11 protein-coding genes and 1 pseudogene are annotated in these 16,187 nt (G+C 50.6%); 4 read left to right on the top strand and 8 right to left on the bottom strand.

Going from position 1 to position 16,187, the window contains the following annotated elements; all coding sequences use genetic code 11:
- Window positions 1–35: 35 nt before the first annotated feature.
- From ACQKQA_RS04465 to ACQKQA_RS04455, 3 genes and pseudogenes are all read right to left on the bottom strand, one after another.
- Window positions 36–1,185: pseudogene (locus tag ACQKQA_RS04465) on the bottom strand (IS3 family transposase).
- Window positions 1,186–1,504: 319 nt separating this feature from the next.
- A complete protein-coding gene (locus tag ACQKQA_RS04460) occupies window positions 1,505–2,485 on the bottom strand; it encodes a hypothetical protein (protein WP_427553936.1) in 981 nt (326 codons plus the stop codon).
- A gap of 91 nt (window positions 2,486–2,576) precedes the next feature.
- The gene (locus ACQKQA_RS04455; RefSeq protein WP_346648347.1) at window positions 2,577–2,987 is read right to left on the bottom strand and encodes a hypothetical protein; all 411 of its coding nucleotides are present in this window, start codon (window positions 2,985–2,987) and stop codon (window positions 2,577–2,579) included.
- A gap of 798 nt (window positions 2,988–3,785) precedes the next feature.
- On the opposite strand from ACQKQA_RS04455, the gene ACQKQA_RS04450 reads away from it, so the two are divergent.
- The 4 genes from ACQKQA_RS04450 (at window position 3,786) to ACQKQA_RS04435 (ending at window position 11,146) form a co-directional block, all read left to right on the top strand.
- Window positions 3,786–4,292, top strand: a complete 507-nt coding sequence (locus ACQKQA_RS04450) for a hypothetical protein (RefSeq protein ID WP_427553934.1) — start codon at window positions 3,786–3,788, stop codon at window positions 4,290–4,292.
- A gap of 618 nt (window positions 4,293–4,910) precedes the next feature.
- A complete protein-coding gene (locus tag ACQKQA_RS04445) occupies window positions 4,911–6,095 on the top strand; it encodes a hypothetical protein (protein WP_427553932.1) in 1,185 nt (394 codons plus the stop codon).
- Window positions 6,092–8,257: a hypothetical protein gene (locus tag ACQKQA_RS04440; RefSeq protein ID WP_427553930.1), complete on the top strand. Its 2,166-nt coding sequence runs from the start codon at window positions 6,092–6,094 to the stop codon at window positions 8,255–8,257. The genes ACQKQA_RS04445 and ACQKQA_RS04440 overlap by 4 nt, the downstream gene beginning before the upstream one ends.
- A 2,523-nt stretch (window positions 8,258–10,780) precedes the next feature.
- Window positions 10,781–11,146, top strand: a complete 366-nt coding sequence (locus tag ACQKQA_RS04435) for a helix-turn-helix domain-containing protein (RefSeq protein WP_427553928.1) — start codon at window positions 10,781–10,783, stop codon at window positions 11,144–11,146.
- Between the two features lie 164 nt (window positions 11,147–11,310).
- Here ACQKQA_RS04435 and ACQKQA_RS04430 read toward each other — a convergent pair whose 3' ends face one another.
- The 5 genes from ACQKQA_RS04430 to ACQKQA_RS04410 all read right to left on the bottom strand — a co-directional run bounded on the left by ACQKQA_RS04430 (window position 11,311) and on the right by ACQKQA_RS04410 (window position 16,186).
- Window positions 11,311–11,607 (bottom strand): DCL family protein, encoded by a 297-nt coding sequence (locus ACQKQA_RS04430; protein WP_427553926.1) that lies wholly within the window; start codon window positions 11,605–11,607, stop codon window positions 11,311–11,313.
- Between the two features lie 143 nt (window positions 11,608–11,750).
- Window positions 11,751–12,734 carry a 5'-nucleotidase gene (locus ACQKQA_RS04425; RefSeq protein ID WP_427553924.1) on the bottom strand — a complete coding sequence of 328 codons (984 nt, stop codon included), beginning with the start codon at window positions 12,732–12,734 and terminating at the stop codon, window positions 11,751–11,753.
- 484 nt (window positions 12,735–13,218) lie between these two features.
- Window positions 13,219–13,485, bottom strand: coding sequence for a hypothetical protein (locus tag ACQKQA_RS04420; protein WP_427553922.1), 267 nt, complete (start codon window positions 13,483–13,485; stop codon window positions 13,219–13,221).
- Between the two features lie 54 nt (window positions 13,486–13,539).
- Window positions 13,540–13,761: a hypothetical protein gene (locus tag ACQKQA_RS04415; RefSeq protein ID WP_427553920.1), complete on the bottom strand. Its 222-nt coding sequence runs from the start codon at window positions 13,759–13,761 to the stop codon at window positions 13,540–13,542.
- 190 nt (window positions 13,762–13,951) lie between these two features.
- Window positions 13,952–16,186, bottom strand: a complete 2,235-nt coding sequence (locus ACQKQA_RS04410; RefSeq protein WP_427553918.1) for a hypothetical protein — start codon at window positions 16,184–16,186, stop codon at window positions 13,952–13,954.
- Between the last annotated feature and the right edge of the window lies 1 nt (window position 16,187).

The raw sequence follows: 16,187 nt of genomic DNA, 5'->3' as shown, positions 1-16,187 counted from the left end.
TAACTGAGAAGTGAAAATGAATCGCCCCGGGTTCTCTAGGCACCTTGCAAGCTCATTGTGTAACGCTTTTCAAACTCTATCGGTGACAGCTGATTGTTGAAACCATGCCGGCGTTTTGCGTTGTAGAACATCTCGATGTAGTCGAATACATCACTACGAGCATCTTCTCGCGTGGTGTAGATTTTTCGCTTGATCCGTTCCCGCTTCAGAAGCTGGAAAAAGCTCTCGACCACGGCGTTGTCATGACAGTTGCCTCGGCGGCTCATGCTGGCAACTAAATTGTTCGCCTTCAAAAAGCTACGCCAATCGGTGCTGCTGTATTGGCTACTTTGGTCAGAGTGAACCATTACTTCCTGTTTCGGTTTGCGCCGCCAAACCGCCATCAATAACGCATCAATGGCCAAATCACTGGTCATCTGCGACTTCATTGACCAGCCAACGACCTGACGAGAAACAGATCCAGCACCACAGCCAAATACAGCCAGCCTTCATACGTGCGAATGTAGGTGATGTCGGTGACCCAAACTTTGTTGGGTTCTACGACATCGAACTGGCGCTTCAGTAAATTGGGTGAGGCTACTGCTGGCTTACCTCCGTACTTTCCAGGGCGTCGTCGATATCCTGTCTGAGAGCGCAGACCTTCAAGACGCATCAGCCTCGCCACACGATGCCGACCACAATCTTCACCAACCTCGCGCAGATCGTCATGGATTTTGCGATAGCCATCAACTCCGCCGCTCTCCAGCCATGAATGCTTGATCAAACCTAGCAATCGCTGGTCGTCTTTAGCGCGGGCAGATTGCGGCTCAGACAGCCAAGCGTAATAACCACTGGGATGGACTTTCAGCGTCAGGCAAAGCCGTCGTATGGAGTAGTCGCCCGCTCGCTGCTTGATAAAGGCGTACTTCAGCCGCACTCCTTGGCAAAGTACGTGGCGGCCTTTTTTAAAATATCTCGCTCTTCAGTAACCCTCTTGAGCTCTGCTCGCAGACGGCGCAGTTCAGCTTGCTGATCATCGTCTTGCTGCCGTTTTTCATGAGGTTTGCTGTAGCGCTTTATCCAGGCATAGAGGCTATGCGTCGATACACCAAGGCGTGCTGCCACATCAGCGACAGGCAGCTTCTTTTCGGTCACTTGATTGACCGCTTGGATTTTGAATTCTTCGGGGTAACGCGGGTTGCTCATCGCACCTCCTAATTGGCCTCAGTTTAAGGCAAAGAGGTGTCTACGAAACCCGGGGCGATTCATGGAGAGCGATGCTCTCCAGTGTTCGGCAGCAGTGCGCCAGCTTGCAGGATCTTCTCGTACCCTTGGAGCGTAGTGACATGGAAGACCTTCCCTTCAAGAAGCGGGAGTAGGTCATCCTTCCTGCTTATCAGCATCTGTTGTTCGGGAACGGCCAAATCATTACGCGCCATAGAGCACTACATTTTTCTAGATAGAAGCCCCAAAGTGCCTCCTGGCCGTTGAGTGAGCGCCACGATGCTAACCGTCGCTCGTGGAGCTACGCAGACAGAAGAGTCAATGACTCGTCATCCATCGTTGCGGTTAGGTCAGCCGGCACCACCACAACCCTTACGTCCAATCGCTCTGCCAGTATCGCGAGCTCCAGAGGAAGATCTTGCTGAATAACCAGGACGGCGCTCGCATCCGGAACCTCCAGCAATGCACGTTGCCATGCGATTCCAACGGCCCGGTACTTGACGCACTGAAAAATGCCACGGGATAGGTCAGCGTCCGAAGAGATGAAAGATTTGACCTCCACAGCTAGCATCGACGGCCCATTGTGGAACATCACATCAGCGCAATCGCCGGAGGGGAGCATGACTTCAACGCCTCCCTCCCAATCGTGTGCATCCGACTCAATCACAAGATCTGGGTGACGTAGGACATACTCCTTGAGCCGTCGATGATGTTCCGATTCACCGCCGGAGAAGCCACCGGTTTTGGGGATGATCACTTGTTCGTAGTCATCCTCGTACTCGGAAGGCACCGCGCCAGCAAGTGCCTCCATTTCGAGATATTCGAGGAGGGCTTCCCAGTTTCTGCAGTTGTAGATTTTGTCCCAAGCCTGCTCAAGGACAGCCCATTGGTCGTCATCATTTAGCTGCGCGAAGGTGCGGCTATGAACAAACTGATCCAGATAGCCGTTGCAGCCGCTACCAGGTCTGCGGGAGTATTTGTTAACCACCAGCGCATTCAGCGGCGGTAGCTCGAGCCCAAGTTGCTCTTCGAGCTCGTAAAGCGCATCACCTACCAGGCCGGCGGCGCGCCCATAGGCTGCGGCGTGTGTGTGAGCACCCAGACCACGACGGACGATTTCCGCATCTAGATGACTATAGGAAATGGTGCGTCGGTGCTTAGCGCACCAAACCAGAATGGGCAACATGGTACGCGCGGTACGGAATCTCCAAAGGTCGCCAATCAAAGAGGGGGCTAAGGGCATATCGTACTCCGTTGCGATGCCGATCAGTTTGAGCGCCATTGACGCTATTCAGTGACGACAGTAGGGAAGAAGCAAGCTCACAGTAATCGCCACAGAATTTCGCCTAACGAGCGGACTCCAGTGGTCATGATCACTCGAAACCGTGATCTGCAAGCTTGATTTTGACCGTAGCTCTATGATCCTCATTTGAAGCTGTCGGCAATTTAGCTGTGATTTGATACTGAGTGGACAGCGTACTGAGTACCCACTCATCTTCGTTTGGAACCTTTCGAGCCGTTATCGCACCTTTACAGAATTTTGAGAGTGCTCTGGCGAATCCAGCCTGCACACCTTGTTCGAAAGCCTTCTCGATCAGCTCATTGATTGGCGCTTCGATACCCGTCTGCTGCATCGCAGCTTTGATCTGCGCGATGATGTCCTCCATTCTCTCGGTAGGACTAGATCCCTCTGCGTCAAACTCCGTTTCAGACTCCAGCCTCCCAATCCACTTGTTCATGGACTCGGAGCGTGCTTCTTTCTGAATTTGCTGGATATTTTTCATGGTGCTGGCTGCTTCTTGCATGTTGGGGAGGAGTCGCCGCTAGGTGCTCATCCGGCACCTAACATGCGCCGATGGTAGCACGACGATATCATCGGGTGATCGCCATCGAGACCCAGGCAAATGTGCCCGCCCTGAGGTGCCTGATGGCTCGGTGGAGCAACCCACTTGATTTCGAGTTGTGATAAAAAACGTGTCTTAAGATAAACACTCGGTTGAGTTCACCTGAGGCCTATCGATGTACAAAACAGTGTCGCTCCCGGCCCAGGAGCTGTTCGAGAAGGTTTGGTCGACGCCAGTTTTGACTCTGGCTCGCGAGATAGGTGTCTCAGACGTGGCGCTTGGTAAAGCCTGCAGAAAGGCAGGAATCGCTGTCCCTCGCCGCGGCCATTGGGCAAAACCAGGAACGAAACGACCGAGACTCACGGGTCTGCTGCGAGGAAGTTTTTGATCGCTATTTCGAACTGTCGATTCCCACGCAGGAGCTCCCTAACTCGCTGTTGCACGAGTTCGCCCGGCTGATCACCGAGCCAGAGGACTTCGCCAGCTTACTGTGCACGTTTGAAGATCACCGACAGGCGGAAATTCTGCAGCGCTTGCTGGGCCTTGTGGACGAGTTCCCGCTCGGTCAGTCAGCGGCCGTGGTGCAATCTTTGCTACGGGCCGGTGAGCGAGTGGGCCGGCGCATGCCGCACACCCACTGGTCGCCGCGCGAGCAAGTCGTACGCTTGCTGCGGCTGTTCCTGAAGCGCCACGTGCGAGAGTACGCGCAGCCAGCTGGTTGTCGAGGCGTTTCACGTAGTGCCCAGCCTGCCCGTTACCGACAAATTGCTCGCCGCAGACTATGCGCTGCGCCGCAGAGGCGATATCGGCATGTTCGACGATGCGGGGCTGGAGCAACTGAAAAACTTGTACTTGGGTATCGTACGCCAGGTGGCAAGTGCAGACCCTGATGCGTTTCTGGGTGACGAAGATCTGTCTTCCTATCTCACGGACCTCAACCACTACGGTACCGGCGGCGACGAGGGGCGCAGCTGGGTTGAGCAGCACGTTGATTCACCGAGTCGATTCCTCCAGTTCGCGCGGGGATTTATCAGTTTTCAAAGCTCGTCCACCGGTGGCAATACGACTCACACGGCCTACATTTCGCCAAGCACGTTGGAATATATGATGGGGCTCAGTCGTTGCACTGAGTGGGTTGAACGGTTGGAGTCGATGGCATTGGGTGACTCCGATTCGGAAACGCTAGCGCTGGTCAAGGACGCTTTGTCGCGCCATGCGCAAAGTGAAGCAGCCATGCAAGAGTGACGCGTGCGCGCCACCACCAAGCACCGAATAATTGCTGTACCCACCGGTACCGATCAAGCGCTGCTCCCCTTAACTGGAAGAGTGACCTATCACGCGGTCACGTTGCTCTGCCATTGCAGCAGGCTTGACTTTCCGAACATGGACCGAGGTTTCTCCCAACGTAGGCGAGAGCCCCCTACAGTTCCTAACCAGTATTCAGTGCAACGCTACCGTTGGAGGTAGCGTTACCAGGGGCCTGGCCAGATTCATCGAATCCCTGGAAAGACAACTCGTCGGATCACGAAGTCGAAAGGATTCTTCATGACTGCTGGTAGTAAAAGCCAATCTACTTCCACCGAGCTGACGGGCGGAGGCAGCTAATGTGTTGAATTTGTTTGCCCGATCATCTGGTGAGGCTCCTCGATCCTCCTGCGACGTTTAACGGATCAACATTTCTTCGCGGTCTGCTTGGCCTCTACTAGCCTGAATGGTGTATTTTAGTATTCCTTCGCAGCCCGATGAGACTAACAGGAGTTTGCCTGAGTTATAAAAAAACTCTAGGTGGTAAGTTTTACATTTGATGATGCGTTGCATATATTTTGTACGAAAGGCTATCCAGTAAATGCAAAGGATTAGACGGTGATTAATTTTCCTAAGGATCTTACGACTGATAGTTGTGAGGCGTTTGTAAATAGCTTGGAGGAAGCCAGCCCCAGTGAGGCGCTCTATCTTCCCTCTGAGTTTAATAATGCCCTGTTTGGTGGGGTGGCCGCTGCGATTCAAGCGATTAATACGTGGGGGCGGTTGTCTAGCTCCCGAGAAATAGTTCTCGGAGGAAATTCCGAAGAAGCTCAAGAATATACGGATGAAGTAGTAAGCCGCCCGCATAAGTTTAATGCAGCGATGCTGGCGAAGAAGATAATGCTCTCGAGTACAGGGGCTGACATCCGCAAGGCTGTGAATATTGCTGCGAGAGGTGCTATTGAGAGTCAAGCAGGAAACAAACATGGCCAACAAAGAGGTGCGCTATGTTGGTTTTCTTTTGTCGACCATAGCTCGAAAGGTTTCGATAAGAACTTTTACACACAATCTCCCGAAGATGGTGCTATTCCCAGGCAGATTTCTCAGATAGAAAATATAATAAAGTCAATGGTAGAAAAATCCATTGGTGTTCTTGGTGCTGCGCAGAAGCTATCAAGTGAAGACATGCAGCATCTTGGTCGTATATTTTTCGAGCTATTTTTGAATACGCACGAGCATGGCTCAAGAAGTCATAGTCGGGACGTATGGCTAAGGCCTGGGCAACGCGTAATTTATAGCAATGGAATAAGTCTTTTTGATAAGGCGCTTGAAAAACGCACCCAGCGGGAACGCGGACTTTCAACCTATTTGCAAGCGCATCGAGTAGATGATGTTGAAAAAACCAGATTCATCGAAATAAGCATTATTGATTCTGGGCTTGGTTTTTTTGAGCGCTGGTGTGCTGATACGAACGATTTGCCCTCTGAGGAGGATCTCGGCTACGAGTATTCGATCATCAAGAAATGTTTCAGCGCGCGTCAGACGTCATCCGGCAAGGATAACAAGGGTCTTGGCCTTCCCGTCGTTATGGATCGCTTAACTAAGCTCAACGGTTTCATGAAGGTTCGAAGTGGCCGTCTCTCTCTCTATAGGGATTTTATTGCTCAACCTTATGCTCCAGGCGATCTATGTGACTTTTCCGATTGGGTTACCGGGCTTCCTGCCAATGAGTCCCTTACTCAATTAGGGTGGGTTTCTGGTGTAGCAATAACATTCTTAATTCCTCTGGAGCCCAAACAATGAGTGCCGGCTTTGCGTTTCGCTTCAAATATGAGTCGGTAAGGCCTGCTCTCGTTATTTGCTGTAATACGACTGTATCTTCAGATGAAATCGTCAAGTCAATAAAAGCAGATGTCGAAAATAATCTGCTTCCGGATCGTGTTTATTTGATAGGGCCGACCGGCCATAGAGATGATTTTCTAAGTCTCTTCCGTAATGACTCATTTAAAGAAGAATTTGAATCATTCGTAGGTGGTGTAGATGACCGACTCGTTCCTCTGCTGTACGACAGTTGTGGAGTAATAACACGTGCCAAAAACGATTTGAGAATCGAAAAGGGCCTTCGCGATGCGATGATCTGTCAGGGTATGCTTGATATTTTCGAGCGCAGGCAAGGGCTTATCACATCCTCGTCAAGCTTCCATTTCTCGAAACCTTCAGGTGATCATTGCAGCGGGTTCATACGAGCTTCGAATTTGTTAGTGGCTGGTGAAGAGGTAGCATTCCTTGCTATATCTTTACTTCCTTACTTCACTGAGGCTCCTGATCGAATTTATGTTGATACGTCGTCGATTTCTTATCTGGTGAGTGTTGCTGCTTTGATGTCCGGTCGCTACAGCGAACGGCTGCCATTAATTGAGAGTTTTGAATCTTACACTGCGCTTAGGAAAAGCTTCGACTTTGTGGAAGCAGCTAACAGTTTGGTGATTATCTCTGCAACCACAAGCGGCGGGCTTGCTGCAGAAATTCTTAAGAAAAATAATTTCACCGCTGAGCAGGTTGTCACACTTTTCTATAGTAAGTTGAAGCCTACCCAATACGGGATTTTTGATGTGGCTTGCTTGGTCTCTGAAAGCATAAGATCTTTTGCTCCTGAAGATTGTTCTGATTGCTTGAAGGGAAGTAAGGTCATCAAGATCGCTGGCGATCAATTTTTGCCCGAGACTCCTAGCCATGGTCAAGTAGTAATCAAGAAGGCAGATTTTACAGCTGACCGACGGAAGTTCTTTGAGGAATTCGCTGCAAAAAAACTTTTGCAATGGCGTGTGGCTTCCGACCTGGGTGCAGAATCAAGGGAGCACTTTTTTATCGATGTTGGGAGTTACTTGAAAGAAATGCCCAAGGGGTTTTCGGAAAAGCTCCATCGATCAATTAAAAAGTATATCTCTAGAGATGCTGAAAAGATAATTGCGCTTGATGATCCTGGCTCAATTTCTTTGATGGAACAAGTTAAGCAAATTATTGGTGAGCCTGGAGTTACCTGGCAGAGCATGTCTGAAGTTGACGACGATCTGCTTAAAGGATCTTCGTCAGTGGTAGTAATTGCTGGGGCAATCACATCTGGTAGAAAATTGCTCGACGCTTCCAGGAAGCTGCGCTGTATCAGTGATCAATCTTCCATCCTTTACTTGGTTGGATTCTCAAAAATTCCTAGCAAGGATGCATATGAGCAACTCCGTAAAGATTTAGAGTTAGGCGGGCGTACTCTGATCGTACTGAGCGAATGCCATATGCCTCGTATCATCGGAAGTACGAGAACACCCTGGGACGCGGAGCGTGATTTTCTTAGGGGAATTAGCGATGACTTATCAGAAGACCCAGTTGAATTATCCGATGCTCTTAAAATGCGCCTTGAGAAGTTGGAGCAGAATGAATTTGAGCCAGATGATCTATTCTTGCCGTCGCCTTCAGGTGAAGTCCTTAAGTTGAGGGATACGTTTGCCTTCTGGTCAGGCTTGGAAATAGATCATACGAAATCTACCCAGGCTGATGTATATTGGACGATTCAAGCGATTTTGCATGATATGAGGATAAAACCTAATGGCGAAGGTTTGGCTAGCATCTATCATTCAACAGTTATAAGTCCGGCATGCTTCGATAGATACAATGATGGAGTAATTCAAGCATGTCTTCTCAGGGCAGCTACGGCATCAGAGTTAAACTACTCAGTTAGTGATGATTTTAGTCTGAAGATGATGGACTTTCTGATTTCGGTAGTTGAAGGATCAGCTAATGCGCAAGGTGAGGGCGCGCTTGAATTCCTGATGGCTATGTGTCTTGGTCACCTCCGCATCAATACCGAACACTTAAGAGAGTTGCTTGCAAGAGCTGAATCGCTTGAATTGGGTGACGACATGAGGCTACTTTTGAATCAGTTATCAAAGCAGCTGCCTTGTAAAGATTGATTTTTATAATCTTAAGCTCGGCTAATGCAGGGCTTAAGATGCTATATGCAAGTGATGAACCTCTCGTGTGTGTGGGGGGGGGCAGGGGCTCTTCGACAAGGTGTTGTTTTCCTATCAACCTGTAGTTTAGGACGTCGCCGTGGAGGAACTAGGCTACAAATCGAGATTTTCCGCGATGTGCCGCACGTAATCGCTGGGGCTCTGGCGATCGATAATGTTCCAGATAATATCGCGCTTGCCGCAGGACAGTTTCTTGACGACATTCCGGTTTTGAAAGCCGCGCCCCTCAAGGAATGACAGCTGCATGTCTGAAAGTTTAAAAATGATGGTCACTTAGCTGGGTAGGCGGCAGTGCAATCACAGGTCCATCTATGTTTACTCAACTAAATGAATATTTAGCATAGTTATCCCCTGATCTCATATTGTAAAGGGCAGGGTATCAGAGGTGACCACCCCATGCTATGTAGTTGGAGGCTGTTGCTCCTAGCAACATCTCCAAGCCGTGGCTCACTAAAAGGTGCTATACGATGGAATACGAACCACTGCCCAGTACCTGGGTTATCGAGGAAGCCCGGGCATTTCTGCGAGCAGCCCAAAATGAACTCGGCGCTTTCTTGCGAGCTGTTTGATTAGGTGTTGACTGAAATGGCGCGACAGCCAGCCCAGAGCTCAAAGCCACTGTGATTTTCGCGCCCGCGAAAATCACAGTGCTGTCTGGCTTCCGATCTGGCCAACTGTCATCGTCAGGCCACGTCGTGAAAGAGATGGCGCCGGCCGTAGGCATCCTAGTCTGGGAGCTGAGTCTGATACGCATATTTAGGTAATTATTTCAGGCCAATACTAGGTGTCATGCTCGCTAACAGGCTGATTTGTATCCAGTTTCAGATTTAGCTGTTTTTTTGCATATTTAGTTAATCTCGACAGGAAGATCACGCCCTAGCTTTCTATATGATGATTCGCATAATGTATATTATGTTAAATCATGTGCTATGTCAGGTATGTTCATGCTGTCAGCGTTTCGTAATCATTGGACGGGAATTTTCTGAATCTGGACGCAAGAACCTTAGAGAACTCAAAGGCTTGCCCTTTTCTGCGATTGAGTTCTCCGAACTACACTTTTCCGAAGCTCACAAAACGTGCATTTCTTATGAACTGGACGTCAAACCCGTTCCCCATTTTTCCAACGATGTGGGTGTTTGTCCGTTGCTTAGACGAAGGCATGGATTTCCCCGTAAACATCCATGTTCTGCGACGGTTATACGATATCGACCCGTCCTGCCTACCAGTCGAAATGTGTCGTCACGCGGCGGATTTCATCCTTGAATCAATGCAAATCAAGCAAACTCCTTGGGCAGGTCGATACAGCGACTACACCTCTGTGCTGCAGATGGCCCTGAACTGGAGTTTCCTGGTTGACCGGCGACCCATGACCGAATGGGATAACGAGAGCCTGACGCGATTTCTACACTTCATAAAACAGCCTGACGACAATTGGGTCACTCAGAGGTCGGGTGGATTTCGCTTCCTATTCAGTGGCCACCAGGGTCTCACAAAGCAGCTGATTAATCCGGCCTGGCGCCCGTTCCATCGACCCAATCCCAAGACCCCGATAGTCAGCACGGTGATGCGGAAGGTGCACGGTATTACTTTCCATTTTCTTCATTATTTGTGGCGTGTGGGGGTTCGGAAACAGCCGGCGCCAGTCATGGCTCAGCCTCCAGATACCCCGCCTGACAAGGGCTTGGACGCTGCCAATCTTTCGCCCCTTGAATTGGATTGGCTCTTCACACACCTCAAGCACTGCCGCTTAATCAGCCCCGAATACGAGATGCGTCGATTCATGCTCGCGGTGGCCAGATTCACGACTATTCCGCTAGCCGCCTTGTCTCGGGACGGCCAGCACACGGGTTTGTTAAGCCAATTTATGGCTTATCAGCACCCGCCCGAACCTGGTGATCCGCCTCGCTGCAGTCCCTGGGTATTCATTGATAACCCAGGGGCACCTCTGGAAACTGAGCGCCCGCTATGCAATCAGTTTGTTCTTATTTTGAGGGAATACGTAGAGTCTCGAGGACTGCCGACCAGACATCCGCTCCCTGATGTCTGCACGTTGACGGAAACTCAGAGGTCGAAAGTCATGTCTAGCGAAGGTGTCCAGACCTTGATTCGGCGACATCGGGTCGCTATTGCGGATGCCGCAAGGAATGATGAGACATTGCTAGATGCTGCAGAAACTGCGGCAAAACTCGCCCAGTTGACGTTCAGCCAAGTACGACGTTCGGCGCGCGCAAATCTGGAACTCACATGTAAGAAGCCGACGACTCATAGGTGGTCTCCGAGTTAAGTCTGGATTGGGCGGTGACTCGGCTACCGGGCTGAAGGTCTGTAAGGATGAAACGATGTCTCTAGGCGACGCTCCCATCACGCGAAAAATGTACAACCGGACGAGATGCTCAGCAGCCGACAGCGATTGAGCTATCGTAATAAAAGTACTAGCGCGCACACCACTCGGGAGACGCTCCCATGATTAGAAGGTCTCGATCACCAGTACCAATGACTTCCGCCCCAGAAGTTGCCGCGATTGTGGGAGCGATGCACGGCGATCCGAGTGTGCTTCAATTCGAGTTACGCGTTAATAAATCCAAAGGTTTGATTCGGTGTGTTGCTCGGGGATCTGATGGCCGTACGACTATTCGTACCCTCCTCGGCCCTGGTCTTCAGGAGTTGACGCAGTATGACCCTTCTGAGGTCAGCACTTTTCAGCGAGATCAGAATATATTGATGCTACTAAAGCGGGGACTCACCCAGACAGAAGTGGCAGATACGCTTGGGGTGTCCCAGTCATTGGTTTCAAAGGTGTACCGCTCCAGACGATACAATCTCTGCTGACGTAGCGCGGAGATCCTCAGTGATTTTCACTTTCGCGTGGACGCATCTTTTCTCGCGCCTTGTGCTCCCGGACAGGCGCCCTTCCTTCGCAACATTGGCATTCTTCAACAAAGGCTTAAGCCCCGCTCGGAGACGGTGGTACCCCTCAAATTTGGAAGAAAACTTCAAATCCACCAACGCCAGTGCTTCTCCAGTTCCGGACGTATCAAGAGCGGTTTAATCGACCAGAATCCAGAATGGATCCCTGCGATCAGTTGCGGACGCAGCGCGAACCTCAGTGCCTCGCATACTTTGCCAGGTCGTGATTGGACGGCGCCGGTGACGCAGCGCTTATAGGAAAAGCTATCTTCGCTGCCGTCCAAGCGGACAAGTCTGCCCCCCCTGCCCGCTCCCAAGGCATTTCTGTCGATCCTGAAGTGATCGATCCCGACACCAATTTTTCTGCTGGCTTCCGGATGCATTGCTATCCGCAGGTGCATTTTTTGACCGCGAGCGTGTTGGTGATCACGCCGATTGGTGCGTTATGCAGATAGTCTTTGAGCCGATCCAACAGCTCTTTTTTTGATTTGTACTCAAACGGCCCCAACCAGAACATGTCGCCGTCTTACATCGCCTCACTTACCTGACCAACCTCAGGCGCAACCTCAACCTCAGTTGTCACGTTGTTGGTGATGCCGAAAGGAATGTGCACGGATGGAGCGACGGCGCTGGTCGATTTGAGGTGCCCGGATTGGTCGTCGAAGAAAATGTGCGGTTTCAACACGCCCAGAATTTTGCCTTTGTCGATGCCACCCAGGAAGAAGGCGTCATTGGCCATGACGCCCCAGCTCTTAAGCGTATTCATCGCACGCTCATGGGACGGAGCATTGCGGGCCGTGACGATCGAAACGCGGATGCGGTTTTCGTACTGCGGGTTCTGCTTTTTGTGCTTCTCCTCGACCGATTGGATCTTGGATATCCGCACCATGAATTCCTTCAGCGGCCCAGGGTTATGAGGCTGCATGACGTTCTTCACTTCATGAGCATGAAATTCTGACAGCCCGGAAGACTGCATGATCGACTCAGATTCATCGCCGGCGAGTACGCCGTCAAAGTCGAATGCGATGCGCAGGGTTTTGTCAGCTTCGTCGTCTTCGAATTTTGATTCGAGCACCTGCCCTGCCGGATACCCTGCCTTAATCGCACCCTCCACGTCTTTTTTTTCACCAGACAAAAACAACGCAATGTTTAGTGCAGGGATGTACTCGTACGGGGATTTTCCTTGCATGAAAATCGCCCGTGTCATTCCAAGTCCATAGTGCTCGATTGTCTTCAGTACTCGCAGTCCGGTGTCAGGATCATTCCGCGAAAGAAGGATCACCTCTACAAGCGGATCCTCGGGATCGTCGCTCAGGTCATTCACTGACAGCAAACGCTTGATGAAGGGGAACGCAATCCCCTTTGGGAGCGGGTCATGGAGGTGTTCTTGCTGAAATTTGCGGTACTCCTCCTCCCCCTGGCTCTTAAACACGGCATCCGATGCCACCAGGTCAAACACAGCGCTGGAAGCTACTCCGATCACCAAGCGATTTTCTAACTCGTAAGGCATTGCATAACCTCTCTCGATCCTTTTGAACGCAGTTTTGACGGGCACTGAGGATGCTTATCGATTTTGTGGGTGCAGTGGGAAGTACAGTGTGCGTGAAGAGTGTTCAGCTCGTGCCGTTAGATTAGATCATGCTTTTTAGGCTGTAAGGGGTTGAGGTATCGGCACCTTAGGCCTGAGGAGGCCATAGATATCAGTTTATGCCCAAGATCACGTAAACCGAAGAGAGCTAGCAGACTGCCTCACCTCACAGTCAATGCCGTGATATTTCAGAAGTTTCTGCAACCCAGACTTTTTGAAATCAAAGTCAGAACACGGCCCCACTATAATACTTTTTATGCTACTTCGATCAAAGGCAACTGACGCATATGGATAAATCGCCCCATTTTTCTCCCTGAATTTTGTAGCAGTAGGTTGATATCTATTTTTTGGGGTCAAATCATTCTGGATCAGTAACAGTCGCCGCTCATCCTCATGAACGAATCCTTTATTTTTGTAAGAATAACTTGAAATCATGAGGCAAGACATAAGCTTCCGCATTATATCTGTGGCTAAGCCCCCCAGAAAATTGTCGGTGTTGCACATCCAGCCCGATCAAGCTCGCCGCCTTTTGCGCATCTAGCATTCTAGAAACAATTGAATCTTTTGAAATAACCTGACTTAAGTTGGCACTAAATAAATCAAAATTGGCATAATTTACATCTTCGAATCGCATAAAAAACTCAGAAGCAGCGCCTTCTTTTGGTGCAGGCAAAAAAAGATCCTCATCAAACTCAATGCAATACCCTTGATTCTTTTCGTCCTAGAGCTATTTATTTATCAGCTGTTGATAAAGATTCTTCAGCCAAGGCCCAAAAAGAGGATCCGCCTCATCATTCTTCAAAGTTTCAACATGTTTGATGCAGGTATCATAGCCTAAAGCATGCTCATTATGGTCATTGAGAAAGTTTATATCGGTCGCCCAGAATTCACTGTTGCTGATAATGCCCAGTAAGTCCGATCCTGATGTGTAATGATAAATGGAAGCCATATGTTCTCTTACGCTGACGTGACCTAATTACTCAGAAACAAGATTAGCGGTATAAAATTATACAGTTAGCCCGTAAAGCCATTGAGAATTTACCCATGGAACTTAACTGCCGCTGTTATGAGATCCGCCACCCCTAAGCTATAAGCTAGGGGGGGGGTGGCATCTGAAATACAGGAGCGAGGGTTGAGACTTAAAGCGGAGACCCCGCGTCAGGGTCAAGCAAATGTACGATTTCAGGGATTTTGTCTTCCAAAACCTTTATGAGCCTTTGTCGTAGACGCGTATCCTCGGTCTTATGGAGGCGGATCTTCTCGATGGCCAACGCCATCACGAACTCCATGGCTGCTTCTCCTCGTTCGTACCCATAACCTGCGGCCAGGCGAAAGATAATGTCCGACATGGCCAGACTTTGGGTTTCATCGGCACGGTAATCCAGTTCGGTCGGCAATGCAGCATGGAGGAATGCCGCCTGAATCACACCGTCGTCGAACCTTGAAAACACCTCTGGCGACAACAGCACTTGCTGGAGCTCGCCTGACTCCAAGCGCTTGGCGTTCGCAATTTTTTCACCGTACCTGGCGTTTTGCAGAATCCACAAGATGGTCAGGAAGATGTCCGTGGACGTCGCGACGGTGACGTTAGTTTTTCCGTCGGGCTTGCCATCAACGAACGCGAAGCCTCGAGCCAGCGTCATCGGCTCACCAGTCTGACTGCTGGGCCAGAAAGGATTCAGCGCCAGTCCCTGAACAGGCACTTGGTTAAAGACTTTCATTCGATTGCTGATCGGATCAGAAAATTTGCTGCTGATCGAATACAAGGACTGCAGCAAAGCTCGCTCTTTCTCCCAGTGCACCGCGCATGCCAGTTCAGCAGCAGGGATCTCGATGTAGGTTTTGAAGATAAATCTGCTATGGTCTTTCGCCGGCTGGGTCAGGTTGGCATGCAGCTCCTTCATCGTCTGATAGCTTCGGCCAAACAGCGCTCCTGCTATGTAGAGACGCGTGCCACTCTGCTGGGCAGTACGCAACCGCCGACTAACGCTCTGCAACCGAGAGCCACGCTCAACTGCAGCAGCCAGGACGATCACCGAGCCATCAAATTTCGTACCGGCATCGAAATCGTCAAACGACACCCTGTTTTCGATCTTAACTCCACACCCTTCGAGGTAGGCGATGGCTTTGTCTGCTAGCTGGGCACTTGCTTCATCGTCATCGTGAATGATCCATCGAGTGGACGACACCGCCTCTTCCAGCAAAACGGTGTCGAACCATTCCTTAAACCCAAGGGTGTCAATCAGCTTACTCTTATCGACGTGCACCGTTCGCGACCGGGCCCCAGGCTTGTCCTGTCTGAAACAGCTGAACAGGCCTTCACCCATGTATAAGTAGAACTTGGGTTGAAGGATCGTTGGGGCGTGGTCGGTGGTGATGTTCAGAAGCCTGGTTTCGCTGTGCTCAGCCACGAACCGCTCCCCGTGAATACGGATGAGCCGTGTGCCACCAGAGTCTCCCTCGTTGAGCACCTCAAAGTCCTCTGGCTGCTTCAGAATATGCAAGATCGAGCAGCTGTCCGAAATGGGTTCAAATGACAAGATGGTGGTCACAAGACACGAGTCGGCACTGTTGATCTTCACCCATTGGTCTGCCAGCCCGCATCGAGTGGAGGCCGAGATCAGACACATCGCGGACGCGCCTTTCGGCAAAGGCCCATCTTTGACCAAGCCCTCATGCGAGTGGAACGAGCGAATGTCCGCGAAAAGTGGCTGCTTAAAACGCATGAGGTACATTTGCATGGCGAAAGCCAATGGCAGTAATGCGATCGTGTCCAGGTACAAGGTATCGGGGGCGGCCCGCCCTTCGTCTTTGATCTTCTTGATGAGTGGCAAGCACGCAAACGCCAAGAAATGGGCATGGTGCGCTTCTGACAGAAGATCCTCAGCACGGATGAAATAGTTTGAAGCGCGAGACGAGGGTTTTGAGTAGAAGAAGCCCGCGGGCGCTTTTTTCAAAACGTCTGAGCGCTTGACCAGGCTAGCAAGGCCAGCTTTTGCAATGGCTCGTGATTGAGCCTTGATCACCGCACCTACCTTGGTGTCAGGCCCTGAAACATGTACATATTCGGTGATCGCCCCCGTCTCATCGTAGAACCCCACCCCGTACGTTTGAGGTGAGCCCGGCCCCTTTCGCTCAAACTGAGCCATCAGTGGGGAAGCCTTGTCAGCCTTGTGATCCTTGAACTCTTCAAGCGTGTACTTGGGAAGCAGGAACAGCAGTGCATCCGGCATTACGTGGCGGGGCAACTGAGTCTGAAGGGCATGAGCAATCTGTTTCCCGGTGAGGAAGTCAGGGCCTGTAAAAAAGACAGCGAGATGCAGGGGCTTGCCGTCCTGACGAAGCTCCGCTTCGAAATCCATTAAATCGAACATA

It is taken from the genome of Pseudomonas sp. NPDC089530 (assembly GCF_050280705.1).
Taxonomy (GTDB): Bacteria; Pseudomonadota; Gammaproteobacteria; order Pseudomonadales; family Pseudomonadaceae; genus Aquipseudomonas.
Note: the sequence above shows the minus strand (reverse complement) of the source record. Positions and strands in the feature narration are given on the sequence as shown.

Coding starts and splice junctions, on each gene's coding strand:
- ACQKQA_RS04460 (WP_427553936.1), bottom strand. CDS start 2,485: ATGGCGCTCAAACTGATCGGCATCGCAACGGAGTACGATATGCCCTTA.
- ACQKQA_RS04455 (WP_346648347.1), bottom strand. CDS start 2,987: ATGAAAAATATCCAGCAAATTCAGAAAGAAGCACGCTCCGAGTCCATG.
- ACQKQA_RS04440 (WP_427553930.1), top strand. CDS start 6,092: ATGAGTGCCGGCTTTGCGTTTCGCTTCAAATATGAGTCGGTAAGGCCT.
- ACQKQA_RS04435 (WP_427553928.1), top strand. CDS start 10,781: ATGATTAGAAGGTCTCGATCACCAGTACCAATGACTTCCGCCCCAGAA.
- ACQKQA_RS04430 (WP_427553926.1), bottom strand. CDS start 11,607: ATGCATCCGGAAGCCAGCAGAAAAATTGGTGTCGGGATCGATCACTTC.
- ACQKQA_RS04425 (WP_427553924.1), bottom strand. CDS start 12,734: ATGCCTTACGAGTTAGAAAATCGCTTGGTGATCGGAGTAGCTTCCAGC.
- ACQKQA_RS04415 (WP_427553920.1), bottom strand. CDS start 13,761: ATGGCTTCCATTTATCATTACACATCAGGATCGGACTTACTGGGCATT.
- ACQKQA_RS04410 (WP_427553918.1), bottom strand. CDS start 16,186: ATGTTCGATTTAATGGATTTCGAAGCGGAGCTTCGTCAGGACGGCAAG.